Raw genomic sequence first — 26,036 nt, forward strand, 5'->3', positions numbered from 1 at the left:
GCTGCTGATCGAGCGATAACTTTTAGTCATCCCTAATGATTTCATCGCTGCCCTCCATCGTTTCCCGCCTGCGCCTGAAACAGCTGCGCCTGCTCATCGCGCTGGAGGAACAGGGCTCGCTGCACCGCGCCGCCGAGCACGTCGCGATCAGCCAGCCGGGGGCGACCAAGGCCCTGCACGAGATCGAAACCACCTTTGGCGCCAGCCTGTTCACCCGCACCAGCCAGGGGCTGGAGGCGAACGATCTGGGCCGTTGCGTGATTCGCTATGCACGCCTGATCCACAGCGACCTGGCGCACCTGCGCGAAGAGATGATCGGCATCCTGCGCGGGCACGGCGGACGCCTGTCGGTGGGCATCATCATGGGCGCGGTGCCGCTGCTGATGCGGGCGCTGACGCGGCTGCGCGAGAAGCAGCCCGAGCTGTCGGTGGAAATCATCGAGGACACCAGCGCCCGGCTGCTCAGCCTGATCGACCAGGGCCGGCTGGACCTCGCCATCTGCCGCACCAGCGTCAGCCGCCGGCCGGATGCCTACGACTGCCTCAGCCTGCACGAGGAGAAGCTGGCTCTGGTGGCGCATCCCCAGCACCCCCTGGCGGGCGCCGAGCGACTCGAACTGCATGAGGTCGCACCGTATCGATGGGCGATCTATCCGGCGAACATGCCGATGCGCCTGCTGCTGGAGCGCGAATTCAGCCAGGCCGGCCTGGAATTCCCCCGCTATCCGCTGGAAACCGCCTCGACCTTCACCCTGCTGAGCCTGTTGCAGGAAGACCCGCAGCTGGTGGCGCTGATGCCGCACGACGTCGCCGCCTTCAGCGAGGGGTTCGGCATGATCCGCCGCCTGCCGCTGACGCTGCGCTCGCGCAGCGAGCCCTACGGCGTGCTCTCGCGGCGCGGCAGCGCGTTGTCCGCGCCCGCGCAGCTGCTGGTCGACGAACTGCAACGAGAGCCGCGCATCGATTGATCCTTCGCTGCGCGGCTGCGTGACCTCTCCACAGGTAAGCATCGAAGCTGCGTCTTTCCTCCCGATGCCTTGGCGATTGCGCGTCGCATGGCCGATCCGGCAGGCTGAGATTTTTTGCCGAGACGCCCGCCATGACCGCACAACCCTTCGACATCCGCCCGGTTCAAGCCGGCGATCATGCCGCCTGGCTACCGCTATGGCAGGGCTACCAGCGCTTTTACCGCGCCGAGATTCCGGAGGGCACCAGCGAGGAGACCTGGCAGCGCTTCCTCGACCCACGCGAGCCGATGCACGGGGCGCTCGCCTGGCAGGGTGAGCGGGCGGTGGGGCTGGTGCATTACCTCTTTCATCGCTCGTGCTGGACGGTGGGCGACTACTGCTACCTGCAAGACCTGTTCGTCGCCGAGGCGCTGCGCGACGCCGGGATCGGCCGGCGGCTCATCGAGCATGTGTATGCGCAGGCCGCCGCAGCAGGCGCCGCGCGGGTGCATTGGCTGACGCACGAGACCAACCGCGACGCGATGCAGCTATACGACAGGCTCGCCGAGCGCTCCGGCTTCGTGCAGTACCGCAAGCTGCTCTGAGCGCGGCGCTCACTCGCCGCGGATGTACTGCTCCAGGTGCTGGATCAGGCTTTCCTTCTCGGCGATGGTTTCCTTCACCACGTCGCCGATGGAGAGCATGCCGACCAGCTTGCCGTCCTCGAGCACCGGCAGGTGGCGCAGGTGGCGGTCGGTCATCAGCTGCATGCATTCCTCGAGCTTGTGCTCGGGCGTCACGGTGACGAGGTTGGCGCTCATGATCGCGCTCACCGGCGTGGCAAACGAGGAACGCCCCAGCAGCACGCCTTTGCGCGCGTAGTCCCGCTCGCTGACGATGCCGATCAGGTGCCCGTCGGCCTCGGCCACCGGCAGGGCGCCGATGTTCTTTTCCGCCATGACCTGAAGCGCGGTGAGCACGCTGTCGGTCGGCGCGATGGTGTGTACGTTGGTGCTCGATTTGGCGTTGACGATCTGTCCAACCGTTTTCATGACCTTCTCCTTCTCCGGGTACCGAGCCGGGCGTGACGGTAGGATCGCCGCCTGCGGCGGAGGCGGTAAAGCCCTTTTGCCATCGCGTTCGCCGGTAGATCGCCCCATGGGCTGCGGTTTTTCGTCGCCTGTTTCGTTGGCGGGGCGGTGCCATCGCGCGGTCGGCCGGCAGCGGAGAAGGGGCGGGTTGCTCGGCGCACAAAAAAAGGGAGGTCGATGACCTCCCTTTCCCGGTGCCGCGCGAGTGCCCGGTCAGGCGATCTCGATCAGCACCTCGCCGGGGGTTACCCGGTCGCCCTTGGCCACGTGCACGGCTTTCACGGTGCCGGCGACGGGTGCCTGGACCTCGGTTTCCATCTTCATCGCCTCGGTGATCAGCACCGCCTGGCCGGCCTTGACCGTGTCGCCTTCCTTGACCAGCACATCGACGATGTTGCCCGGCATGCTGGTGCTGACGTCGCCCGGCGCGCTGGCCTGCTTGCGCTTGCCGTCGCCGCCGCCGACATAGCTGTTCAGCGCCTCGAACACCACCTCTTCCGGCATGCCGTCGATGGACAGGTAGAAGTGCCGCTTGCCCTCGCCCTTGACGCCGACGCCGGTGATGTCGACGCGGTAGCTCTCGCCGTGCACGTCGATGACGAACTCGGTCGGCACGCCTTCGCCGGTCGCCGTCGCGGTGGTGCCGTCCGGGATGGGCAGCAGGGCTTCGGGCGTCAGGGTGCCGGCCTCGCGTTCCTCGAGGAACTTGCGCCCGATGTCCGGGAACATGGCGTAGGTCAGGACGTCTTCCTCGCTCTTGGCCAGGTCGCCGACGTCCTTGCGCAGCCGTGCCAGCTCGGGCTTGAGCAGGTCGGCGGGGCGGCATTCGATGAGCTCTTCGCTGCCGATCGCCTGCTTGCGCAGCTTCTCGTTCACCTCGCCCGGCGCCTTGCCGTAGCCGCCTTGCAGGTACAGCTTCACCTCGTTGGTGATGGTCTTGTAGCGCTCGCCGGCGAGCACATTGAAGAATGCCTGGGTGCCGACGATCTGCGACGTCGGGGTCACCAGCGGCGGGTAGCCGAGGTCCTTGCGCACGCGCGGGATTTCTTCGAGCACCTCGCCCATGCGATTGAGCGCGCCTTGCTCCTTGAGCTGGTTGGCGAGGTTGGAAATCATCCCGCCGGGTACCTGGTTGACCTGCACGCGGGTGTCGACGCCGGTGAATTCGCTCTCGAACTGGTGGTACTTCTTGCGCACCGCGTGGAAGTACAGGCCGATCTCCTGGATCAGTTCCAGGTCCAGGCCGGTATCGTAGGGGGTGTTGCGCAGCGCCGCGACCATCGATTCGGTGCCCGGGTGGCTGGTGCCCCAGGCCATGCTGGAGATCGCCGTGTCGATGCGGTCGGCGCCGTTTTCCACCGCCTTGAGCTGGCACATGGAGGCGACGCCGGCGGTGTCATGCGAGTGGATGACCACATCCAGCGGCAGCGCGGCCTTGAGCGCGGCGACCAGCTCGCCGGTGGCATAGGGCGTCAGCAGGCCGGCCATGTCCTTGATGGCGATGGAGTCGACGCCCATGTCGGCCATCGCCTTGGCCTGGTCGACGAACGCCTGCACCGTGTGCACGGGGCTGGTGGTGTAGGCGATGGTGCCCTGGGCGTGCTTGCCGGTCTTCTTCACCGCCTTGATCGCGGTCTCCAGGTTACGCACGTCGTTCATGGCATCGAAGATGCGGAACACGTCGATGCCATTCTCTGCCGCGCGGGCGCAGAAGGCCTCGACCACGTCATCGCTGTAATGCCGGTAGCCGAGCAGGTTCTGCCCGCGCAGCAGCATCTGCAGCCGGGTGTTGGGCAACGCCGCCTTGAGTTGGCGCAGGCGCTCCCAGGGGTCTTCCTTGAGGAAGCGCACGCAGGCGTCGAAGGTGGCGCCACCCCAGACCTCCAGCGACCAGTAGCCGACGCGGTCGAGCTTGTCGCAGATCGGCAGCATGTCTTCGGTGCGCATGCGGGTCGCCAGCAGCGACTGGTGGGCGTCGCGCAGGATGGTGTCGGTTACCGTGATCTTCTTGTTCATGGTCATTCCTCACAGGCCCGCATGGGCAGCGATGGCGGCGGCAATGGCGAGGGCGAGTTCGCCCGGCTTGCGCTTGATCGAGTAGTTCAGCAGTTCCGGGTGGTTGTCGACGAAGCTGGTGTTGAACCGGCCGCTGCGAAAATCCGGGTTGGCGAGGATCTGCTGGTAATAGGTGGCGGTGGTTTTCACGCCCTGCACGCGCATGTCGTCCAGCGCACGCGAGCCGCGGGCCAGCGCTTCTTCCCAGGTCAATGCCCAGACGATCAGCTTCAGGCACATGGAATCGTAGTAGGGCGGGATGGTGTAGCCAGTGTAGATCGCCGTGTCGGTGCGCACGCCGGGGCCGCCGGGCGCGTAGTAGCGGGTGATCTTGCCGAAGCTCGGCAGGAAGCCGTTGCGCGGGTCCTCGGCGTTGATGCGGAACTGCAACGCGAAGCCACGGTGCTGGATGTCCTCCTGCTTGATCGACAACGGCAGCCCCGAGGCGATGCGGATCTGCTCCCGGACGATGTCGATCCCGGTGATTTCCTCGGTGATGGTGTGCTCGACCTGCACGCGGGTGTTCATCTCCATGAAGTACACCTCGCCCTCGGCGAGCAGGAACTCCACGGTGCCGGCGTTCTCGTAGCCCACCGCCTTGGCGGCGCGGACCGCGAGGTCGCCGATGTAGGCGCGCTGCTCGGGGGTGAGCTGCGGGCTGGGGGCGATCTCGATGAGCTTCTGGTTACGGCGCTGGATCGAGCAGTCGCGCTCGAACAGGTGCACGGTGTTGCCGAAGCTGTCGGCAAGGATCTGCGCCTCGATGTGCTTGGGCTCGACGATGCATTTTTCGAGGAACACCTCGGCGCTGCCGAACGCCTTGGTCGCCTCGGAAATCACCCGTGGGTAGGCCTGGGTCAGCTCGTCCTTCGAGTTGCAACGGCGAATGCCGCGGCCGCCACCGCCCGAGGTGGCCTTGAGCATGACGGGATAACCGATGCGTTCGGCTTCCCGCAGCGCCTCGTCGAGATCCGCGACGTTGCCTTCGGTCCCGGGCGTGCAGGGCACGCCGGCGGCGATCATGCTGCGCCGCGCCTCGGTCTTGTCGCCCATGCGGCGAATGACCTCGGCCTTCGGCCCGACGAAGCGAATGCCGCGCTGGGCGCAGATTTCCGCCAGCTCGGCGTTCTCCGACAGGAAGCCATAACCGGGATGCAGCGCGTCGCAGCCGGTCTCGACCGCCAGGTTCACCAGCTTGCGGGGGCTCAGGTAGCCGGCGAGCGGGTCGTCGCCGATGAAGTGGGCCTCGTCTGCACGCTTGACGTGCAGCGCCATGCGGTCGGCCTCGGAAAAGACGGCCACCGAGCGGATGCCCATCTCGGCGCAGGCGCGCACGATGCGGACGGCGATCTCGCCTCGGTTGGCGATCAATAGCTTCTTGATCACGCTGGCTTCCTCGGATCAGTTAGCAGGGAACCGGAACGGGGTCCGTGTGTGACCGAAACTCCAAAACCGGTCGTTTGATTACCCTACGCCCGAAAAAGGGATTACCGAAAATCAATATTTGTTTGCCGCACCATAAGGAATGACTTATACAGCCGAGCGAATGGCAGGCAAATCGGCCCGTCAACGGCCTATGGCGGAGGTGGCTGGTGCGTAAATCCCTGATGCGCATGACGCTGCGGCAGTTGCAGGTGTTCAACGCCGTCTGCGTGAGCCGCTCCTACAGCCGCGCGGCGGAGGTCATGTCGCTGACCCAGCCGGCGGTCAGCTTGCAGATTCGCCAGCTCGAGGAACTGGTCGGGCAGCCGCTGTTCGACTATGTCGGCAAGAAGCTCTACCTGACCGATGCGGCGGACGCCCTGAGACGCGCCAGCGGCGACATCTTCGATCGGCTCGAAAGCCTTGACATGCAGCTGTCCGACCTGCAAGGGTCGCTCCAGGGCCAGCTGAGCCTGGCGGTCGAATCCAGCGCCAAGTACTTCACGCCGCACCTGTTCGCCGCTTTTCGCCGCCAATATCCGGACGTTGGCTTCCAGCTCACGGTGGTCAACCGGGCGCAGGTCATCAAGCGACTGAGCGACAACCGCGACGACCTGGTGATCATGTCGCTGGTGCCCGACGACATGGCGCTGGAGTTCTTTCCCTTCCTGAACAACCCGATCGTGGCCGTGGCGCCGCCCGAGCACCCGCTGTGTCGCGCCGCGACGTTGTCGATGCAGGACCTCGAGCGATACGCCCTGCTGGTGCGCGAGGCCGGTTCGGGCACGCGCAAGGCGTGCGAGGAGTTCTTCCAGCACAAGCGCGTCCACTTCGCCCAGACGGTGGAAGTGGCCTCGCTCGATGCGCAGAAGGAAGGCGTCGCGGCGGGCCTGGGCCTTGCGCTCCTGCCGCGCCACGCGGTCAGTCTGGAGCTGGCGACCGGCGTGCTGCGCGAGCTGCCGGTCGAGGAATTGCCGCTCTACCGCAGCTGGTGCGTGGTGCACGCACGCGGCAAGCGCCTGAGCCCGGTGGCCCAGGCGTTTTTCGCGTTCATTCGCGACGAGCGGGCGCAGATCAGCGCATTGGCTGAGCGCTTCTCCGGTTCGCCGCGCCCGCAGCCATCAGGTAGCTGACCGCGACGGTATCGGGGTAGTCGTCCAGTTCGGCCTGGAGCCGGCGCTGGTCGGCGTAGCTTTCGATGGCGCGGCGAAAGCGCATGCGGCGCTCATCCCTCAGCTTGCGACGGGTCTTGGTGTCGAGATAGTCGTCAGGTTGCCAGGACATGCGAGTCTCCCAGTTCGGCTGGATGGGAGACCAGCTTCGAAAAGGGACATGACCGGCTGAGGACAGCCCTGTGACAGCGTCGTGAAGCCTGCCCTGTGGTCAGGGCTCGTCGTGCGGCTTCACCGACTTGGGCGACAGCCGCAGGCTGCGCAGGCTGCGCTTGACGCTCTTGAGGTGGTTGACCAGGCTCGGCCCGCGCGCCATCGCCACGCCCATCGCCAGCACGTCGATCACCACCAGGTGGGCGATGCGCGAGGTCAGCGGGGTGTAGATCTCGGTGTCTTCGTGAACGTCGATCGCCAGGTTGATGGTGGCCAGGTCGGCCAGCGGCGTCTGGCTCGGGCAGAGCGTGATCAGCGTGGCGCCCGATTCGCGCACCACGTTGGCGGTGATCAGCAGATCCTTCGAGCGGCCGGACTGCGAGATGCAGATCGCCACGTCGCTGGGCTTGAGCGTCACCGCCGACATCGCCTGCATGTGCGGGTCGGAGTAGGCGGCGGCCGAGAGCAGCAGGCGGAAGAACTTGTGCTGCGCATCCACGGCGACGGCGCCCGAGGCACCGAACCCGTAGAACTCGACGCGCTCGGCGCCCGCCATCGCGGCGATCGCGCGTTGCAGGGCGTCATGGTCGAGCCGCTCGCGGATCTCGATCAGCGTATGCAGCGTGGTGTCGAAGATCTTCAGGCTGTAGTCGGTGACCGAGTCGTTCTCGCTGATGGCGAACTGGCCGAAGCTCGCGCCGGCGGCCAGGCTCTGCGCCAGCTTGAGCTTGAGGTCCTGGAAGCCCATGCAGCCGATGGCGCGGCAGAAGCGCACGATGGTCGGTTCGCTGACCCCGACGGCATGCGCCAGGTCGGCCATCGAGCTGTGCATCACCGCGGCCGGGTCCAGCAGCACATGGTCGGCGACCTTGAGCTCCGATTTGCGCAGGCTGGTTCGGGATTGAGCGATGTGTTGCAGCAGGTTCACAGGCGGGCTCGCTTTGCTGGGCGGTGGCGGGCAGGCCATTGGAAAGATCGCGCGCACGACCGCCTGTGGGGCCAGCTGGTTTTCCAATGGGCTGACGAGATGCCAGTATCCGCGTCGGTTGTAGTGGGCGTGTAGTTATACTACAAGCGCCTCGCATCGCCCAGCACAGCGGCCGCCGTGCTGGGATCGGTCGCCGGGTCGCCGCCCTTGCAAGAGCGCCTGCCGTCTGGATCGCTCGCTCCGGGGCGGCTCGCACGCTACGCTCCGGACTCGCTCATCGACCAGCCTGGAGAATCGCTCATGTCCATTTCCTGCGACATGCTGGTGTTCGGCGGCACCGGGGACCTGACCCTGCACAAGCTGCTGCCGGCGCTCTACCACCTGCATCGCGAAGGCCGTCTGCATGACGACGTGCGCATCTACGCACTGGCCCGGGGCGAGATGGCGCGGGCCGACTACCTGGCGCTGGCCGAGCGGCATTGCCGGGCGCAGGTGGCGCGGGCGGACTTCGAGGCCGAGACCTGGCAGCGCTTCGCCGAGCGCCTGGACTACCTCGCGGTCGACGCCACCCAGCGCGGCGAGTTCGTCCGGCTCGCCCATTACCTCGGGCCCGGCGAGGGGCGGGTGCGGGTGTATTACCTGGCGACGGCGCCGAGCCTGTTCATCGACATCGCCACCAACCTCGAGTCGGCCGGCCTGGCCGGGCAGGATGCCCGCATCGTCATCGAGAAGCCGATCGGCCACTCGCTCGAGTCGGCGCTGGAGATCAACGATGCCATCGGCCAGGTGTTTCCCGAGCAGCGCATCTACCGGATCGATCACTACCTGGGCAAGGAAACGGTGCAGAACCTCATGGCGCTGCGCTTTGCCAACGCCATGTTCGAACCGATCTGGCGCAGCGCGCACATCGATCATGTCGAGATCACGGTGGCCGAGACGCTCGGCGTCGAGAACCGCGGCGGCTACTACGACCACGCCGGCGCCATGCGCGACATGCTGCAGAACCACCTGCTCCAGCTGCTGTGCCTGGTGGCGATGGAAGCGCCGGTGCGTTTCGACGCCAAGTCGGTGCGCGGCGAGAAGGTCAAGGTGCTCGAGGCGCTCAAGCCGCTCACCGGCATGGATGTGCAGGACAAGACCGTGCGCGGCCAATACGCCGCCGGGCAGGTCGGCGGCCACGACGTGCAGGCCTATTACTTCGAGACCGACGTCGACAACGACAGCGATACCGAAACCTTCGTCGCGGTGAAGGCCGAGGTGGACAACTGGCGCTGGGCCGGCGTGCCCTTCTACCTGCGCACCGGCAAGCGCATGGCCCGCAAGCGCTCGGAGATCGCGGTGCATTTCAAGCCGGTGCCGCACAGCCTGTTCCTCAACGGCCAGCCCAACCGGCTGGTGATCCGCCTGCAACCCGAAGAACGCATCACCCTGCAGGTCATGGCCAAGGCGCCGGGTAAGGGCACGCGGCTGGAGCCGGTCGAGCTGGATCTCAACCTCGCCAATGCCTTTCACCACAGCCGTCGCTGGGATGCGTACGAGCGCCTGCTGCTGGACGTGATCGAAGGCGATTCGACGCTGTTCATGCGCCGCGACGAAGTCGAGGCGGCCTGGCGCTGGGTCGATCCGATCCTCAAGGGCTGGCAGGAGTTCTACCGCAAGCCACGCCCCTACGCGGCGGGAACGGACGGCCCCGAGCAGGCGCATCGATTGATGGAGCGCGACGGTCACCGCTGGCGCGAGTGACGGGCGCGCACTGGTCGCCATTGTCCGCTGTCGCGTCGGTTGGCGGCCCTTCCGGGGTCGCCTTGCGGGAATCTTCGGTTAATTTTGCGAAACAACAAACCGCGTAACTTGATTGCAACTAAGCAGCTTTTTACGGGGAGCGGGTCCAGCTAACTTTCCTGGATGGTTTTCGCTCTGGGATTTATCGGTAAACACCCATTGCGGTTCGGGGCGAAGGCCTTTTCCCGGGCCAGGATTTCATCACCGAAACATTCTGTTCGATTCCTCGGTAGCCCCCTTGGTAGAGGCGATACACGCCGATCGTCTACCGTGAGAACGGTCTGGAAAGCGCATTCCTTCGGAACTTCTCGCGCCGCGCCTGGCCCCAATCTGCTGTTCGTCACACGTGGGGATGAACACGTCGGTAACAACTTGTCGGTGCGGTAAATATTCTCGACTATTTAACGCGACTGTAACTTGCGGATAACTTGCATATAAGCATCGCGTAATTAGCAACGGTAACTTCTGGCGGGTTGTGCAAATGTTCTCGATGTGTTTACCCTGAAAAAGGACCCGTCACCCACAGGTACTTGTTTTGAGTTCTGAAACCGTCAGACTCCGTCGCCCGAACGACGGCGACGGCTACAACCTCCACCAGCTGGTAGCCCGCTGCCAGCCCCTCGACACCAACTCGGTCTACTGCAACCTGCTGCAGTGTTCCGACTTCGCCGATACCGCGATCGCCGCGGAAAACGCACAGGGCGAACTGGTTGGTTTCATCTCCGGCTACTGCCCGCCCGCCCGCCCGGACACGCTGTTCGTCTGGCAGGTCGCGGTCGATGCCTCGATGCGCGGCCAGGGCCTTGGCCTGCGCATGCTGCTCGAGCTGGCCGAGCGTGCCGCCACCCACGGCGTGCGCTATCTCGAAACCACCATCTCGCCGGACAACGCCGCCTCACAGGCGCTGTTCAAGAAGGCTTTCGCCCGGCTCGGCATCGATCACGAGACCCGCGTGCTGTTCTCGCGCGCCGTGCATTTCAACGGCCGGCACGAGGACGAGGTGCTCTACCGCGCCGGTCCGTTCGCTTCCACCTTTCCCCGAGAAGAAAAACTCCAGGAGTCCGCATGACCGTCTTTGAACAGTTCGAACAGAACGAATCCGCCGTGCGCAGCTACTGCCGTTCATTTCCCGTGGTGTTCCAGCAGGCGCGCGGCGCCGAGCTGATCACCCGCGAGGGCAAGCACTACATCGATTTCCTCGCTGGCGCCGGCACGCTGAACTACGGCCATAACCACCCGGTACTGAAGCAGGCGCTGATCGACTACATCACCGCCGACGGCATTACCCACGGCCTGGACATGTACACCGAGGCCAAGGAGCGCTTCCTCGAGACCTTCAATCGGGTGATCCTCGCGCCGCGCGGCATGGGCGACTACCGGATGCAGTTCACCGGGCCGACCGGCACCAACGCGGTCGAGGCGGCGATGAAGCTGGCGCGCAAGGTCACCGGGCGCAACAACATCATCAGCTTCACCAACGGCTTCCACGGTTGCAGCATCGGTGCGCTGGCCGCGACCGGCAACGGCCATCACCGCGGTGGCGCGGGCATCGGCCTGTCCGATGTCAGCCGCATGCCCTACGCCAACTACTTCGGCGACAAGGCCAACACCATCGCGATGATGGACAAGCTGCTGACGGACCCCTCCAGCGGCATCGACAAGCCCGCCGCCGTGATCGTCGAGACCGTGCAGGGCGAGGGCGGCCTGAACGTCGCCTCGGCCGAGTGGGTGAAGAAGCTCGAGAAGCTCTGCCGCAAGCACGACATGCTGCTGATCATCGACGACATCCAGGCCGGTTGCGGCCGCACCGGCACCTTCTTCAGCTTCGAGGAAATGGGCATCAAGCCGGACATCGTCACCCTGTCCAAGTCACTGTCGGGCTTCGGCCTGCCGTTCGCCATGGTGCTGCTGCGCAGCGAGCTGGACCAGTGGAAGCCGGGCGAGCACAACGGCACCTTCCGCGGCAACAACCACGCGTTCGTCACCGCCGCCGCCGCGCTCGAGCACTTCTGGCAGGACGACGAATTCGCTGCCAGCGTGCGCGCCAAGGGCAAGCTAATCGCCTACCGCATGCAGAAGATCGTCCGCCGCCACGGCCCCGATTCGCTGCACCTCAAGGGTCGCGGAATGATGCTCGGCATCGGCTGCCCGAACGGCGAGGTTGCCGAAGCCGTGTGCCGCCATGCCTTCGAGAAGGGACTGGTCATCGAGACCAGCGGCCCGCACAGCGAAGTGGTCAAGTGCCTGTGCCCGCTGATCATCAGCGAAGAGCAGATCGCCAGGGCCATGGACATCCTCGACGGCGCCTTTGCCGCCGTGATGGGTGAAGACCAGGCCGCCAACCAGGCTTCCTAAGGAGAGAGATCATGATCGTACGTACCCTCGCCGACTGTGAGCAGTCCGACCGCAAGATCGTCACCGAAACCTGGGACAGCACCCGAATGCTGCTCAAGGACGACAAGATGGGCTTCTCCTTCCACATCACCACCATCTACGCCGGCACCGAGACGCACATCCACTACCAGAACCACCTGGAGTCGGTGTACTGCATCAGCGGCAATGGCGAAGTCGAGACCGTGGCCGACGGCAAGATCTATAAGATCGAGCCCGGCACCCTGTACATCCTCGACAAGCACGACGAGCACCTGCTGCGCGGCGGCAGCGAGGACATGAAGATGGCCTGCGTCTTCAACCCGCCGCTCAATGGCAAGGAAGTGCACGACGAAAGCGGCGTCTACCCGCTCGAAGCCGAAACCGTCGCCTGAGCCGCGACCCCGGCGGCCTCCGGGCCGCCCGCAGGAGCCAGCGTGCTGGCGATCCCCCCAGCCCCACCCGATCGCCGCTCGCTCGTTCCGCACCCGCTGTCGGGTGCCATGAATCGAAGCCCGGCGCCAGACGACCGGGCCTCTGGAGGACACAGGAGTGAGTACGCAACACATCGACCTTTACCCGTCGCGCCATGAGCCGCAGCCGGCCTGGCAGGAACGCCTCGACCCGGTCGTCTACCGCAGCGACCTCGACCAGGCTCCGGTGCCGGCCGAGCAGATCCGGCACTTCGAGCAGAATGGCTACATGATCGTCGAGAACCTGTTCAGCGCCGAGGACGTCGCGGTGTTTCGCGCCGAACTCGACCGCATGCGCCAGGACGAGGCGGTCATCCATTCCGAGAAGACCATCCGCGAGCCGCAAAGCAACGCGGTGCGCTCGGTCTTCGAGATCCATCACGACAACCCGCTGTTCGCCCGCGTCGCGCGTGATGAGCGGGTCGCCGGCATCGCCCGATTCATCCTCGGTGGCGATGTCTACATCCACCAGTCGCGGATGAACTTCAAACCCGGCTTCACCGGCAAGGAGTTCTACTGGCACTCGGATTTCGAGACCTGGCACATCGAGGACGGCATGCCGCGCATGCGTGCGCTGAGCGCCTCGATCCTGCTGACCGACAACTTCGCCCATAACGGCCCGCTGATGCTGATGCCCGGCTCGCACCGCCACTATGTGCGCTGCGTCGGCGAGACGCCCGAGAACCACTACCAGCAGTCGCTGCGCAAGCAGGAATACGGCGTGCCGGACGATAACAGCCTCACCGAGCTGGCCGAGCGCTTCGGCATCGACACGGCCATCGCGCCGGCCGGCAGCGTGGTGTTCTTCGACTGCAACACCATGCATGGCTCCAACGGCAACATCACGCCCAGCGCCCGCAGCAACCTGTTCTACGTCTACAACCACGTGGACAACGCCCTGCAGGCGCCTTTCTGCGACCGGCCGCCACGGCCGGCCTTCGTGGCCGAGCGCAAGGACTTCAGCCCGCTCGCCATCCAGCCGGAACAGTACCGCTGATGCGCACGCAGGCCCGGCGGACCGGGCCTGCCGTCAACCGGGCCACGCCCGAGCACGGACGACTCAATTCACCAAGACGGAACGCTGCGAACCATGCATACCGTAGAAAAGATCGGCGGCACGTCCATGAGCCGCTTCCAGGAAGTTCTGGACAACCTTCTCATCGGCGAACGCCAGGGGCCTGAGCTCTATCAGCGCGTGTTCGTCGTCTCCGCCTACAGCGGCATGACCAACCTGCTGCTGGAGCACAAGAAGACCGGCGAGCCCGGCGTCTACCAGCGCTTCGCCGACGCCAGCAACGAAGAGGCCTGGCTCGATGCGCTCGAGCAGGTCCGCGCGCAGATGCTGGCCAAGAACACCGAGCTGTTCGACAGCGCCTTCGAGCGCCAGCAGGCCAACCACTTCGTCAACCAGCGGCTCGACGATGCCAGCGACTGCATGCGCAGCCTGCAACGGGTCTGCGCATACGGGCATTTCCAGCTCGGCGAGCACCTGATGAAGGTGCGCGAGATGCTGGCCTCGCTCGGCGAAGCGCACAGCGCCTTCAACACCGTGCTGGCGCTCAAGCACCGCGGCGTCAACGCCCGCCTGGTCGACCTCACCGGCTGGCACATGGACGCACCGCTGCCGTTCGAGCAGATGATCAGCCACAGCTTCGAAGACGTGGACCTGTCCCGCGAGCTGGCCGTCGCCACCGGCTACACGCACTGCACCGAAGGGCTGATGAACACCTTCGACCGCGGCTACAGCGAGATCACCTTCGCCCAGATCGCCGCGGCCACCGGCGCGCGCGAGGCGATCATCCACAAGGAATTCCACCTGTCCTCGGCCGACCCGAACCTGGTCGGCGCCGACAAGGTGGTCACCATCGGCCGCACCAACTACGACGTCGCCGACCAGCTGTCGAACCTCGGCATGGAGGCCATCCACCCGAAGGCGGCCAAGAACCTGCGCCGCGCCGGCATCGAGCTGCGCATCAAAAATGCCTTCGAGCCGGACCACGCCGGCACGCTCATCAGCCAGGACTACAAGAGCGAGAAGCCCTGCGTGGAGATCATCGCCGGGCGCAAGGACGTCTTCGGCATCGAGGTGTTCGACCAGGAAATGCTCGGCGACGTCGGCTACGACATCGAGATCACCAAGCTGCTCAAGCAGCTCAAGCTGTACGTGGTGAACAAGGATTCGGACGCCAACAGCATCACCTACTACGCCTCCGGCTCGCGCAAGCTGATCAACCGCGCGGCCAAGCTGATCGAGGAGCGCTACCCGGCGGCCGAGGTCACGGTGCACAACGTCGCCATCGTCTCGGCCATCGGCTCGGACCTGAAGGTCAAGGGCATCCTGCACAAGACGGTCGCCGCGCTGGCGAGCGCCGGCATCAGCATCCAGGCGATTCATCAGTCGATCCGCCAGGTCGAGATGCAGTGCGTGGTCAACGAGGAAGACTACGCCGCCGCCGTCGCGGCGCTGCACCGCGGGCTGATCGAGCCGGAGAACCACGGCGACGTGATCGCCGCGGCCTGAGCCATCGCCTCGTCGCCCGCCCCATGCGCCGGGCGGGCGGCGTGCTTGATTCAAATCAACGGCGCTGCGCCCGGACTGCCGTAGCCTCGCCGGCTTTTGCCGGTGCCGACGCCATGACCCGACTCGCCCCACCCGAACTGCTGTGCCCGGCCGGCACGCTGAAAGCCATGCGCTACGCCTTCGCCTACGGCGCCGATGCCGTCTACGCCGGGCAGCCGCGCTACAGCCTGCGGGTGCGCAACAACGAGTTCGACCACGCCAACCTGGCCCTGGGTATCGGCGAGGCCCACGCGCAGGGCAAGCGCTTCTACGTGGTGGTCAACATCGCCCCGCACAACGCCAAGCTGAGGACCTTCCTCCAGGATCTCGAGCCGGTGGTGGCGATGGGGCCGGATGCGCTGATCATGTCCGATCCGGGGCTGATCATGCTGGTTCGCGAGCATTTCCCGGAGCAGGCCATCCACCTCTCGGTGCAGGCCAACGCGGTGAACTGGGCGACGGTCAGGTTCTGGCAGACGCAGGGCATCAGCCGCGTGATCCTGTCGCGCGAACTGTCGCTCGAGGAGATCGCCGAGATCCGCCAGCGCGTGCCGGAGATGGAGCTGGAAGTGTTCGTCCACGGCGCGCTGTGCATGGCCTACTCCGGCCGCTGCCTGCTGTCGGGCTACATCAACCGCCGCGACCCGAACCAGGGCACCTGCACCAACGCCTGCCGCTGGGAATACAAGACGCACGAGGCCAGGGAAGACGAACTCGGCAACGCGGTGCAGCGCTACCAGCCCATCGCCGTGCAGCCGGCCGAGCCGACCCTCGGCGCCGGCGCACCGACCGATCAGGTCTTTCTGCTCGAAGACGTCAGCCGCCCCGGCGAATTCATGGAGGCGACCGAGGACGAGCACGGCACCTACATCATGAATTCCAAGGACCTGCGCGCGGTGCAGCACGTCGAGCGGCTGGCCGCGATGGGCGTGCATTCGCTGAAGATCGAGGGGCGGACCAAGAGCCACTACTACGTGGCGCGCACCGCCCAGGTCTACCGCAAGGCCATCGACGATGCGGTCGCGGGGCGCCCGTTCGACCGGTCGCTGATGGACACCCTCGAATCGCTCGCCCACCGCGGCTACACCGAGGGCTTCCTGCGCCGGCACGTGCATGACGAGTATCAGAACTACGAGCGCGGCTTCTCGCTCTCCGAGCGCCAGCAGTTCGTCGGCGAGCTGACCGGCGCGCGGCGGGGCGCACTGGCCGAAGTGAAGGTGAAGAACCGCTTCGCCGTCGGCGACAGGCTGGAGCTGATGACGCCGCACGGCAACCTCAACTTCCGACTTGAGCATCTGGAGAAGGGCAATGGCGAAGCCACCGCGTGCGCGCCGGGCGATGGCCATGTCCTCTGGCTGCCGGTGCCCGAGCCCGTCTCGCTGGACCACGCCCTGCTGATGCGCGAGCTGGACGGCGGAACCACCCGCGGCTGATGCCATCCATGCGGTGCGATGCAGCCATGCGTCGAAATCCGCTGCGGTTACCACCCGACGGCCTCGCGGCTGAGCGGCCGGCGGCAATGCTTCGGCGCTAGCGAAGCAACTGCACGAAGCGCACGGCCTCGACCGGCGGGCTGAGCAGGTAACCCTGGATCTCGTCGCAGCCCTGCGCGCGCAGGAAGTCGCGTTGCGGTTCGGTCTCCACGCCCTCGGCGACCACCTTCAGCTCCAGGCTGTGGGCCATGGCGATGATGGCGCGAACGATCGCCGCGTCCTCGCCGCACTGGTCGAGCTCGGCCACGAACGCCCGGTCGATCTTCACGTAGTCCACCGGGAAGCGCTTGAGGTAGCTGAGCGATGAATAGCCGGTGCCGAAGTCGTCGATGGCCAGGCTCACGCCCAGCTCGCGCAGCTGGCGGCAGGTGGTGATGGCGTTCTCGACGTCGTCGAGCAGCTGGCTCTCGGTCAGCTCCAGTTCCAGCAGTCGCGCCGGCAGGCCGGTGTCGTCCAGGACCTGGCGTACCAGGGTGACGAGGTTGCCCTGGCGCAGCTGCTTGGCCGACAGATTGACCGAAACACGGATCTCGCCAGTGCCGTCCTGCTGCCAGCGACGCGCCTGGGCGCAGGCCTTGCGCAGCACGGTTTCGCCGAGCGGAATGATCAGGCCGGTTTCTTCGGCCAGCGGAATGAAGTGCCCCGGCGCGATCAGGCCCTGGTGCGGATGGCGCCAGCGCACCAGCGCCTCGGCGGCGTCGATGTAGTCGTCCGCCAGGCGCATGCGTGGTTGGTAGAAGACTTCGAGCTGATCCTCGTCGAGCGCCTTGCGCAGCTGATTCTCCAGTTGCAGCGTCTCGATGCTCGCCAATTGCAGGCGGTCGGTGAAGAACTGCAGCGTGTTGCCTCCCAGGTGTTTGGCGTGCTGCATGGCGGTGTCCGCCTGACGCAGCAGGACGATCGCCTCGCGGGCGTTGTCCGGCATCAGCGTGGCGCCGATCGAGGCGCTGACCACCAGTTCGTGCCCGTCGATGATCACCGGCTGGCGAATGCGCTTGAGCAGGCGCGTGCCCAGGTGCACCAGGCCCGAAAGGCTGCCATAGGCTTCGAGCAGGACGACGAACTCGTCGCCGGACAGGCGCGCCAGGGTGTCGGCGTCCGGCAGCACCTGGCTGATGCGCCGCGCGATCTCCTTGAGCAGCTCGTCGGCGATTTCATGGCCGAGGCTTTCGTTGAGCGTCTTGAAGCGGTCCAGGTCCAGGTGCAGCACCGCCAGGTTGCGGCCGCTGCGGCGCACGCGCTGGCAGGCTTCATCGAGCCGTTCCTTGAGCAGGCTGCGGTTGGCCAGCCCGGTCAGCTCGTCGTAGTGGGTCAGGTAGCGCAGCCGCTCCTCGACCTGGCGGCGGATGGTCAGGTCGGTCAGGAAGCCGACGATGTTGGCGATACGCCCGGCCTCGTCATGCACGACGCGCATTTGCAGCCATTGCGGGTAGGTTTCGCCGTTCTTGCGCAGCTCCAGCTGCTCGCCTTGCCAGCTGCCGTCGCGCTCGAGCATCTCGCGCATCTCGCCGTAGCGCGCGCGGGTCGCTTCGGAGGCGAACAGGCGGGTCACGCGGCGCCCCAGCAGCTCGTCTCGGGTGAAGCCCGACAGCGTGCAGCAGGCCTCGTTGATCGCCAGCACGCGGTACTGATCGTCGAGGATCACGATGCCCTCGCTGGCCGCTTCGAACACGGTCGCGGCCAGGCGCTGCTGCTCGATCTGCTGACGGGTGGCGGTGATGTCGCGGCGGGTGCCGATCATGCGCCTGACCCGGCCCTGCTCGTCACGCTCGATGGCCCGGCCGCGGTCTTCGATCCACAGCCAGGGACCGTCCGGCGTGCGCGCGCGGTACTCGGCGACATAGACGTCGGTGCGGCCCTTGAGGTGATCGATCAGCGCCTGGCGCACGGGCAGGAGATCGTCCGGGTGGACTTCGGGTCGCAGTGGATGGCTGTTTTCCGGCTCGCCGACGCCGAAGCGGATCGCCATCCGCGAGTGGTGGACGCTGCCTTCGGCGAGGTTCCAGTCCCACAGGCCCAGGCCGCTGGCTTCGAGCGCCAGGTTCAGGCGGGTCTCGCTCTGGCTCAGGTCGCAGGCGGCACGCGCCAGCTCGGCGGTGCGTTCGACCACCCGCTGTTCGAGCCCTTCGTAGGCATCGCGCAGCTCCTGCTCGGCCCGCCGCCGTTGCTGCACTTCATGGGCCAGCTCGGTGTTGAGGCCTTCGGCGTCCGCCCGGGCGCGCTGCAACACCTGGATCAGGCCGGCGTTCTGCTGGCGCTGGACGAGGTTGCTGCCGATCAGCCGGTTGATCTGCCAGGCGACGATGCTCAGGGTGCCGAGCAGCACCAGCGTCAGCTCGCCCCAGCCGTGTTGCAGCGGGTAGGGGCTGGTCACCAGCCCGAGGCCCGCCGGCAGCAGGCAGGGGACGGCAAAGAAGAAGAACGCCCGCAGGTTGACGGCGTAGGCGATGCTGGCGATCAGCACCACCGAGCCGATCAGCCCGTAGCTCATGACCTGCACCGAGAAGTCATCGGGCGGGACCAGGCGCAGGATCGCGTAGGCCAGGGAGAGCGCCGCGGCGATGCTGCCGAAGGTGAAGAAGGTCTTCCAGCGAGGCGCGGCCAGTTCGGCGTCGGGCGTGCGACGCACCACCCGCGCCTGGTGCAGCCGCATCAGCGCCAGCGCGGTCACCGACAGCCACCAGACACCCAGCTCCAGCGGCGACGCATGATGACGAAGCAGCAACACGCAGAGCACGCCGATCACCAGCATCAGGCAAGCCGGCACCTGCGCGCCCTGAAACAGCAGGCGGGTGCATTCGGCGCGCAGGTCGAAGCCGGTGTCGACGTCCGCCAGGGAAGACGCTTGCGCGGCGGCGATGGAAGGGGATCGGCTGGTCAAGGGAGCACGTCTCTCCAGATGCGGTGGAAGAGTGCAGCATCATGGCACGATGACAGCGCTTCTCGTCCCGCGAATAAAAGCCCATAGCCACGGCGAGGGCAAGACCGGGGCGACAGCCGTTGGACAGCGCCGCGAGCCATTCGCATCCGTTGCGGCTAGAATGCCGCGATGCACGACGACCTTTCCCTCCTCCTGAATTCCCTGAACGATGCCCAGCGCCAGGCCGTGGCCGCGTCGCTGGGCCGGCAACTGGTGCTGGCCGGCGCAGGTTCCGGCAAGACCCGCGTGCTGGTTCATCGCATCGCCTGGCTGCACCAGGTCGAGCGCGCCTCGCTGCACTCGATCCTGGCGGTCACTTTCACCAACAAGGCCGCCGCCGAGATGCGCCAGCGCATCGAGCAGCTGCTCGGCGTCAACCCGCAGGGGATGTGGGTCGGCACCTTCCACGGCCTCGCCCACCGGCTGCTGCGCGCGCACTGGCGCGAGGCGAAGCTGGCCGAGAACTTCCAGATCCTCGATTCCGACGACCAGCAGCGGCTGGTCAAGCGCGTGATACGCGAACTGGGGCTGGATGAACAGCGCTGGCCGGCGCGCCAGGCCCAGTGGTGGATCAACGGGCAGAAGGACGAAGGCCTGCGCCCGCAGCACATCCAGGCCGCCGGCGACCTGTTCCTCGCCACCCAGGTGAAGATCTACGAGGCCTACGAAGCGGCCTGCGCCCGTGCCGGGGTGATCGACTTCTCCGAACTGCTGCTGCGCGCGCTGGACCTCTGGCGCGACCATCCGGGCCTGCTCGACCACTACCAGCGGCGCTTCCGCCACGTGCTGGTTGACGAATTCCAGGACACCAACGCCGTCCAGTACGCCTGGCTGCGCCTGCTGGCCAAGGGCGGCGAGAGCCTAATGGTGGTCGGCGACGACGACCAGTCGATCTACGGCTGGCGCGGCGCCCGCATCGAGAACCTGCAGCAGTTCAGCCAGGATTTCGCCGACGCCGAGCTGATCCGCCTGGAGCAGAACTACCGCTCCACCGCCTGCATCCTCAAGGCCGCCAATACGCTGATCGCCAACAACCAGGGACGGCTCGGCAAGGAGCTGTGGACCGAGGGCTGCGAAGGCGAGCCGATCAGCCTGTATGCCGCCTTCAACGAACACGACGAGGCGCGCTACGTCGTCGAAAGCATCGAGAGCGCGATCAAGAAGGACGGCCTCGCGCGCAGCGAGATCGCCATCCTCTACCGCTCCAATGCCCAGTCGCGGGTGCTGGAAGAGGCGCTGCTGCGCGAGAAGATCCCGTACCGCATCTATGGCGGCCAGCGCTTCTTCGAGCGCGCCGAGATCAAGAATGCGATGGCCTACCTGCGGCTGATCCAGACGCGCGACAACGACGCGGCGCTGGAGCGGGTGATCAACGTGCCGGCGCGCGGCATCGGCGAGAAGACCGTCGAGACGCTGCGCGAATTCGCCCGTAGCCAGAATCTGTCGATGTGGGCCGCGCTGCACCAGGCGGTCGGCACCAAGACGGTGTCCGGTCGCGCCGCCAGTGCGCTGAACGGCTTCGTCGAGCTGGTCGACACCCTGGCGCTGAAGACCGAGGGCATGGCGCTGCACAGCATGACCCAGCTGGTCGTCGAGCAGTCCGGCCTGCTGGCCTTCCACCGCGACGAAAAGGGCGACAAGGGCCAGGCGCGGGTCGAGAACCTGGAAGAACTGGTTTCCGCCGCACGGGCCTTCGAGGTCTACGACGAGGACGAATACGCCTCGCCGCTGGCGGCCTTCCTCGACCATGCCTCGCTGGAGGCCGGCGAGCAGCAGGCCGGCGATTTCGAGGACAGCATCCAGCTGATGACGCTGCACAGCGCTAAGGGTCTGGAGTTCCCGCTGGTGTTCCTGGTCGGCATGGAAGAGGGCCTGTTCCCGCACAAGATGAGCCTGGAAGAGCCCGGCCGGCTGGAAGAGGAACGCCGCCTGGCCTACGTCGGCATCACCCGCGCCATGCAGCAGCTGGTACTGACCTACGCCGAGACCCGCCGCCTGTACGGCAGCGAGACGTACAACAAGGTCTCGCGCTTCGTCCGGGAATTGCCGCCGTCGCTGATCCAGGAAGTGCGGCTGAACAACACGGTCAGCCGCAGCTTCGGCAGCCGGGTCAGCGTCGGCTCGCTGTTCGACGGCGCCGGCGTGCCGGAAACACCCTTCAACCTCGGGCAGCGCGTGCGGCATTCGCTGTTCGGCGAAGGCACCATCCTGAATTTCGAAGGCGCTGGCGCGCAGGCGCGCGTGCAGGTGAACTTCGAAAACGAAGGCAGCAAGTGGCTGATGCTCAGCTACGCCAAGCTCGAAGCGCTCTAGCGCGCAGATCCTCCCGTCGGCTGCGGCCGACGGGATTGCCCCGTCGCCTCTGACGTGGCATCTATGGCGAACGACCTTCGCCAGGGAGAGCCGGATCCGACCGGCGATACGTCGCTTTCACAAGAAGCACGTTCAGGACGGGCCAGACCTTCGCCCGTCTCGGAAGGCGGTTCGCGCCGCCCGTGCATGACAAAAAAACGACCACATTCGGAGACATCATGAATCGCCGCCACCTGTTCGGCGCTGCCGCTGCGTTGCTCGCCACCCTTGGGCTCGCCGGTTGCAAAGACGACACCCCCGCTCCTGAAACACAGGCCGCCGCCCAGGCCGAAGCGCCTGCGGAGCAGAAGACCTACCACTGGAAGATGGTCACCGCCTGGCCGAAGAACTACCCGGGCCTGGGCACCGGTGCCGAGCGCATCGCCGAGCGCATCACCGCCATGAGCGGCGGCCGGCTGACCGTCAAGGTCTATGCCGCCGGCGAGCTGGTTCCGGCGCTCGAAGTCTTCGATTCGGTTTCGCGCGGCACCGCCGAGATGGGCCACGGCGCGGCCTACTACTGGCGCGGCAAGGTGCCGACGGCCCAGTACTTCACCTCGATTCCGTTCGGCCTGTCGACGATGGAAATGAACGCCTGGCTCACCCACGGCGGCGGTCAGGCGCTGTGGGAAGAGGCCTACGCGCCCTACGGCGTGAAGCCGATGGCGGCCGGCAACTCCGGCATGCAGATGGGCGGCTGGTTCAACAAGGAAATCAACTCGCTCGAAGACCTCCAGGGCCTGAAACTGCGCATGCCGGGCCTCGGCGGCGAGGTGATGTCGCGCCTCGGCGCGACCGTCGTCAACCTGCCCGGTGGCGAGGTGTTCACCGCCATGCAGACCGGCGCGATCGACGCGACCGACTGGGTGAGTCCGTACAACGACCTGGCCTTCGGTCTGCACAAGGCCGCGAAGTACTACTACTACCCGTCCTGGCAGGAACCGCAGGCGATCATCGAGATGCTGGTCAACAAGCAGGCCTTCGACAGCCTGCCGGCCGACCTCCAGGCGATCGTCACCGAGGCCGCCCTGGCAGCCAACCAGGCGATGCTCAACGACTACGTCTACAACAACGCGCTGGCGCTCGAAGAGCTGAAGAAGCAGGGCGTGCAGCTCAAGCGCTTCCCCGACGAAGTGCTGGCGGCGATGAAGACCGAGTCCGAGTCGGTGCTGGGCGAGTTGGCCGCGCAGAGCGAGCTGAACGGCCGCATCTGGGCCTCGCTCAAGGCCTTCCAGGCGCAGGCCGAGCCGATGCAGGCGATCACCGAGCAGCAGCTGTACAACTGGCGCTGATCGCCGGTTACCGCTCGACCGGCCGGCGCGGATGATGCGCCGGCCGGCTTGAACCTCCCTCCCGTACCCGGTTCGAAACCTCAAGGCTGCAACAGCCGTTTTTTCGTTTCGCCACCGGATTTCGTCATGACCTTTCTCCAGTGGATGGCCGTTCTTGGCCTCCTGTTGCTGATTCTCGCGCTGGCATCGGCCTACCTGCGCTGGCTGCCGGTCACCACCTCGGTGATCTACCTGGGCTTCGGGGCGCTGATCGGCGGGCTGGGGATAGGCTTCTGGCAGATCGACTTCATCCACATCGCCGACTGGCTGGTGCACCTGGCGGAGGTCGCCGTGCTGGTGTCGCTGTTCATCAGCGGGCTGAAACTGCGCCTGCCGCTCGGCGACCCGGCCTGGCGCAGCGCCTTCATGCTGGCGGGGCCGGTGATGGTGGCCTGCATCGCCGGCGTCGCGGCGCTGTGCCATTACCTGTTCGGCCTCGGCTGGGGCGTCGCGGTGCTGATCGGCGCCATCCTGGCACCGACCGACCCGGTGCTCGCCAGCCTGGTGCAGGTCAACGATGCGCGCGACAGCGACCGGCTGCGCTACGGGCTGTCCGGCGAGGCGGGCTTCAACGACGGCACTGCCTTTCCGTTCGTCATCTTCGGCCTGCTGCTGCTCGAGCACGAAAGCCTGGGCGGCGGCTGGCTCGGCGAGTGGGCCTTGTCACGGCTGCTCTGGGCGATCCCGGCGGGCCTGCTGGTCGGCTACCTGCTCGGACGCCTGATCGGCCACCTGGCGATCTACCTGCGGGCGCGGCATGCGGACACCTCGATGTCGCCCAACGATTCGCTGGCGCTTGCGCTGATCGCGCTGGCCTATGTCGGTGCGGAGCTGATCGAGGGCTGGGGGTTTCTCGCCGTCTTCGCCGCCGGGCTCGGCCTGCGCCATGCCGAATTCGCCGCCGCCAATGCCTCGACGCTGCCGTCCGAGGAGCTGGTCCGCAAGGCCGTGCCGCACCTCGCCGAGGCCGGCTCCGCGCCGCGTGAGCTGCCGCTTCAGGGCCATCGGCCGGACGAGCCGAGCATCGCCGCCGGCGTGTTGGTGGGCGACATGCTGACCTTCGGCGGACAACTCGAGCGCAGCCTGGAAGTGGTACTGGTGACCTTGCTGGGCGTGGTCATTTCGGCGCATTGGGACTGGCGCGCGATTCCGCTGGCGCTGGCGCTGTTCGTCGTGATCCGGCCGCTGTGCGTGTTCCTGCTGGTGCCGGGGAGTATGCTCGATCGGCCCCAGCGGCTGCTCGCCGGCTGGTTCGGCATCCGCGGCATCGGCAGCCTTTATTACCTGGCCTATGCCATCACGCATGGGCTGCTGCCGGAGGAATCGGAGCAAATCGTGCCGCTGGTGCTGTCCGTCGTGGCGCTGAGCATTCTGGTGCACGGCTTGAGCACCCAGCCGCTGCTATCGCTGTACGAACGCCGTCGCGGCTCGACTCGCGACGAGCCGAACTGACCGTTGCCCCTTTGCCCTCGAGGATTCCGCCATGCGCTTGCCGTTGCCGCTCCTGATGCTGACGCTCCTGGCCGGTTGCGCCGGCCCGCTGCCCAAGCCCGACCCGGACATGGCCTGGGTCGAGCTGCGCGCGCCGGGACGCGACTCCTTCATGGCGCAGCGCCTGGACGGCAGGCGGCTCGACGATGGCCGTTACTTCCAGGTGCCGCCCGGCAAGCACCGGCTCGAAGCCAGCTACGAATACGAGGTCAGCGGCGGCGGCTCGATCCACAACGAGCCGCAGTTCATCCGCTGCCGGATGGACGTCACCTACGACGACTTCCGGGCCGGCGAGCGCTACCTGTTCGAAGCCCATGCGATGGGATTCACCCCGGTGGTGCGGCTGCGAGGGCCGGACGGCGAGGTGATCGCCGAGGCCGAACGGTCGCTGTGCCTGTGACGGGGTTGCGTTAGCGCGCGGCGCCCGCATATCCAAGGGTCCTACGGAGGTAACGACATGACCCGACTTTCCGACACCCGCTTCTCCACGCTGGACCTCGCGCCGATCCGCGATGACGGCGACGCCGCCCAGGCCCTGCGCAACTCGCTGGCGCTGGCGCAGCACGTCGAGCGCCTGGGCTTCGAGCGCTTCTGGGTGGCCGAGCACCACAACATGGATGGCATCGCCAGTTCCGCCACCGCCGTGCTGATCGGCTACCTGGCCGGCGGCACCTCGCGCATCCGCGTCGGTTCAGGCGGCGTGATGCTGCCCAACCACGCACCGCTGGTCATCGCCGAGCAGTTCGGCACGCTCGCGGCGCTCTATCCGGGCCGGATCGACCTGGGGCTGGGTCGCGCGCCGGGTGCCGACCAGTTCACCGCGCGCGCATTGCGGCGCGACCGGCTGGGCAGCGCCGACGACTTTCCACAAGACGTGGAAGAGCTGGAATTCCTGCTCGGCCCGCGCCAGGACGGCCAACGCGTGATCGCCATGCCGGGCGTCGGCAGCCAGGTGCCGATCTGGCTGCTCGGCTCCAGCCTGTTCAGCGCGCAGCTGGCGGCGGCCAAGGGCCTGCCGTATGCCTTCGCCTCGCATTTCGCGCCGCGTTACGTGCACGAGGCCATTCGCCTCTACCGTGAGAATTTCAAACCCTCGGCCGTGCTCGACAAGCCCTACGTGATGCTCGGCGTGCCGCTGCTGGCGGCCGACACCGACGAACGCGCCGAATACCTGGCCACCAGCGTCTACCAGCGCATCCTCGCGCTGATCCGCGGCCAGAGCCTGGTGATGCGCCCGCCAGTCGAGAGCATGAAGGCGCTATGGCTGCCGCACGAGCAGGAGGCGGTCGGCAGCTTCCTCGGCATGGCGGTGATCGGCAGCCCGGAGAAGGTCCGCGCGCGGCTCGAGGTGCTGCTGGAGCAGACCGGCGCCGACGAGCTGATCTTCACCTGCGACTTCTACGATCCCGAAGACCGCCACCGCTCGTTCGAAATCGCCGCCGGCCTGCGCTAGCCACAGGCGCTCCGGGGTCCGTGAAAGCGTGATCGCCGGAGTG

21 protein-coding genes are annotated in these 26,036 nt (G+C 66.5%); 15 read left to right on the plus strand and 6 right to left on the minus strand.

Going from position 1 to position 26,036, the window contains the following annotated elements:
- Positions 1–35 precede the first annotated feature (35 nt).
- Together D7325_RS15890 and D7325_RS15895 are read left to right on the plus strand one after the other, a co-directional pair.
- The gene (locus D7325_RS15890; protein WP_120997342.1) at positions 36–968 is read left to right on the plus strand and encodes a LysR family transcriptional regulator; all 933 of its coding nucleotides are present in this window, start codon (positions 36–38) and stop codon (positions 966–968) included.
- Between the two features lie 131 nt (positions 969–1,099).
- A complete protein-coding gene (locus D7325_RS15895) occupies positions 1,100–1,552 on the plus strand; it encodes a GNAT family N-acetyltransferase (protein WP_120997344.1) in 453 nt (150 codons plus the stop codon).
- Between the two features lie 9 nt (positions 1,553–1,561).
- Here D7325_RS15895 and D7325_RS15900 read toward each other — a convergent pair whose 3' ends face one another.
- The 3 genes from D7325_RS15900 to D7325_RS15910 form a co-directional block, all read right to left on the minus strand.
- On the minus strand, positions 1,562–1,999 hold the full coding sequence (locus tag D7325_RS15900) for a CBS domain-containing protein (protein WP_120997346.1): 438 nt from the start codon (positions 1,997–1,999) through the stop codon (positions 1,562–1,564).
- Positions 2,000–2,251: 252 nt separating this feature from the next.
- Complete coding sequence (gene oadA, locus D7325_RS15905) at positions 2,252–4,060, minus strand: sodium-extruding oxaloacetate decarboxylase subunit alpha (protein ID WP_120997349.1); 1,809 nt, start codon at positions 4,058–4,060, stop codon at positions 2,252–2,254.
- Positions 4,061–4,063: 3 nt separating this feature from the next.
- On the minus strand, positions 4,064–5,479 hold the full coding sequence (locus D7325_RS15910) for an acetyl-CoA carboxylase biotin carboxylase subunit (RefSeq protein ID WP_120997351.1): 1,416 nt from the start codon (positions 5,477–5,479) through the stop codon (positions 4,064–4,066).
- A 206-nt stretch (positions 5,480–5,685) separates the two neighbouring features.
- Here D7325_RS15910 and D7325_RS15915 point away from each other — a divergent pair, with 206 nt between their 5' ends.
- Positions 5,686–6,648, plus strand: a complete 963-nt coding sequence (locus tag D7325_RS15915) for a LysR family transcriptional regulator (protein WP_120997353.1) — start codon at positions 5,686–5,688, stop codon at positions 6,646–6,648.
- Here D7325_RS15915 and D7325_RS15920 read toward each other — a convergent pair.
- Positions 6,590–6,799 carry a PA3496 family putative envelope integrity protein gene (locus D7325_RS15920; RefSeq protein ID WP_120997355.1) on the minus strand — a complete coding sequence of 70 codons (210 nt, stop codon included), beginning with the start codon at positions 6,797–6,799 and terminating at the stop codon, positions 6,590–6,592. The genes D7325_RS15915 and D7325_RS15920 overlap by 59 nt on opposite strands.
- 99 nt (positions 6,800–6,898) lie before the next feature.
- A complete protein-coding gene (hexR, locus tag D7325_RS15925) occupies positions 6,899–7,768 on the minus strand; it encodes a transcriptional regulator HexR (protein WP_120997357.1) in 870 nt (289 codons plus the stop codon).
- A 300-nt stretch (positions 7,769–8,068) separates the two neighbouring features.
- On the opposite strand from hexR, the gene zwf reads away from it, so the two are divergent.
- The 7 genes from zwf (at position 8,069) to trhP (ending at position 16,386) form a co-directional block, all read left to right on the plus strand.
- Positions 8,069–9,511, plus strand: a complete 1,443-nt coding sequence (gene zwf, locus D7325_RS15930; protein ID WP_120997358.1) for a glucose-6-phosphate dehydrogenase — start codon at positions 8,069–8,071, stop codon at positions 9,509–9,511.
- 574 nt (positions 9,512–10,085) lie between these two features.
- Positions 10,086–10,619 carry a diaminobutyrate acetyltransferase gene (gene ectA, locus D7325_RS15935; protein ID WP_120997360.1) on the plus strand — a complete coding sequence of 178 codons (534 nt, stop codon included), beginning with the start codon at positions 10,086–10,088 and terminating at the stop codon, positions 10,617–10,619.
- Positions 10,616–11,905 (plus strand): diaminobutyrate--2-oxoglutarate transaminase, encoded by a 1,290-nt coding sequence (gene ectB, locus D7325_RS15940; protein WP_120997362.1) that lies wholly within the window; start codon positions 10,616–10,618, stop codon positions 11,903–11,905. Before ectA ends, ectB begins: the two co-directional genes overlap by 4 nt.
- A gap of 11 nt (positions 11,906–11,916) precedes the next feature.
- Entirely contained in the window at positions 11,917–12,315 is a 399-nt protein-coding gene (locus D7325_RS15945; protein ID WP_120997364.1) for an ectoine synthase, read from the plus strand.
- Between the two features lie 157 nt (positions 12,316–12,472).
- Positions 12,473–13,390, plus strand: coding sequence for an ectoine hydroxylase (gene thpD / locus D7325_RS15950; RefSeq protein WP_120997366.1), 918 nt, complete (start codon positions 12,473–12,475; stop codon positions 13,388–13,390).
- 93 nt (positions 13,391–13,483) lie between these two features.
- On the plus strand, positions 13,484–14,914 hold the full coding sequence (locus tag D7325_RS15955) for an aspartate kinase (RefSeq protein WP_120997368.1): 1,431 nt from the start codon (positions 13,484–13,486) through the stop codon (positions 14,912–14,914).
- Between the two features lie 113 nt (positions 14,915–15,027).
- Positions 15,028–16,386: a prephenate-dependent tRNA uridine(34) hydroxylase TrhP gene (trhP, locus tag D7325_RS15960; protein ID WP_120997371.1), complete on the plus strand. Its 1,359-nt coding sequence runs from the start codon at positions 15,028–15,030 to the stop codon at positions 16,384–16,386.
- A 97-nt stretch (positions 16,387–16,483) separates the two neighbouring features.
- Here trhP and D7325_RS15965 read toward each other — a convergent pair whose 3' ends face one another.
- Positions 16,484–19,327 (minus strand): EAL domain-containing protein, encoded by a 2,844-nt coding sequence (locus D7325_RS15965; protein WP_120997372.1) that lies wholly within the window; start codon positions 19,325–19,327, stop codon positions 16,484–16,486.
- A 168-nt stretch (positions 19,328–19,495) separates the two neighbouring features.
- On the opposite strand from D7325_RS15965, the gene uvrD reads away from it, so the two are divergent.
- The 5 genes from uvrD to D7325_RS15990 all read left to right on the plus strand — a co-directional run bounded on the left by uvrD (position 19,496) and on the right by D7325_RS15990 (position 25,993).
- Positions 19,496–21,679: a DNA helicase II gene (gene uvrD / locus D7325_RS15970; RefSeq protein WP_120997374.1), complete on the plus strand. Its 2,184-nt coding sequence runs from the start codon at positions 19,496–19,498 to the stop codon at positions 21,677–21,679.
- 218 nt (positions 21,680–21,897) lie between these two features.
- On the plus strand, positions 21,898–23,010 hold the full coding sequence (locus D7325_RS15975; protein ID WP_120997376.1) for a TRAP transporter substrate-binding protein: 1,113 nt from the start codon (positions 21,898–21,900) through the stop codon (positions 23,008–23,010).
- A gap of 126 nt (positions 23,011–23,136) precedes the next feature.
- Positions 23,137–24,501 carry a cation:proton antiporter gene (locus D7325_RS15980; RefSeq protein WP_120997378.1) on the plus strand — a complete coding sequence of 455 codons (1,365 nt, stop codon included), beginning with the start codon at positions 23,137–23,139 and terminating at the stop codon, positions 24,499–24,501.
- Between the two features lie 31 nt (positions 24,502–24,532).
- Positions 24,533–24,940: a PA0061/PA0062 family lipoprotein gene (locus D7325_RS15985; protein ID WP_120997380.1), complete on the plus strand. Its 408-nt coding sequence runs from the start codon at positions 24,533–24,535 to the stop codon at positions 24,938–24,940.
- Between the two features lie 57 nt (positions 24,941–24,997).
- On the plus strand, positions 24,998–25,993 hold the full coding sequence (locus D7325_RS15990) for an LLM class flavin-dependent oxidoreductase (RefSeq protein ID WP_120997382.1): 996 nt from the start codon (positions 24,998–25,000) through the stop codon (positions 25,991–25,993).
- Positions 25,994–26,036: the final 43 nt, after the last annotated feature.

Origin of the sequence: Stutzerimonas urumqiensis, from assembly GCF_003640395.1 — a bacterium.
Lineage (GTDB): Bacteria > Pseudomonadota > Gammaproteobacteria > Pseudomonadales > Pseudomonadaceae > Stutzerimonas > Stutzerimonas urumqiensis.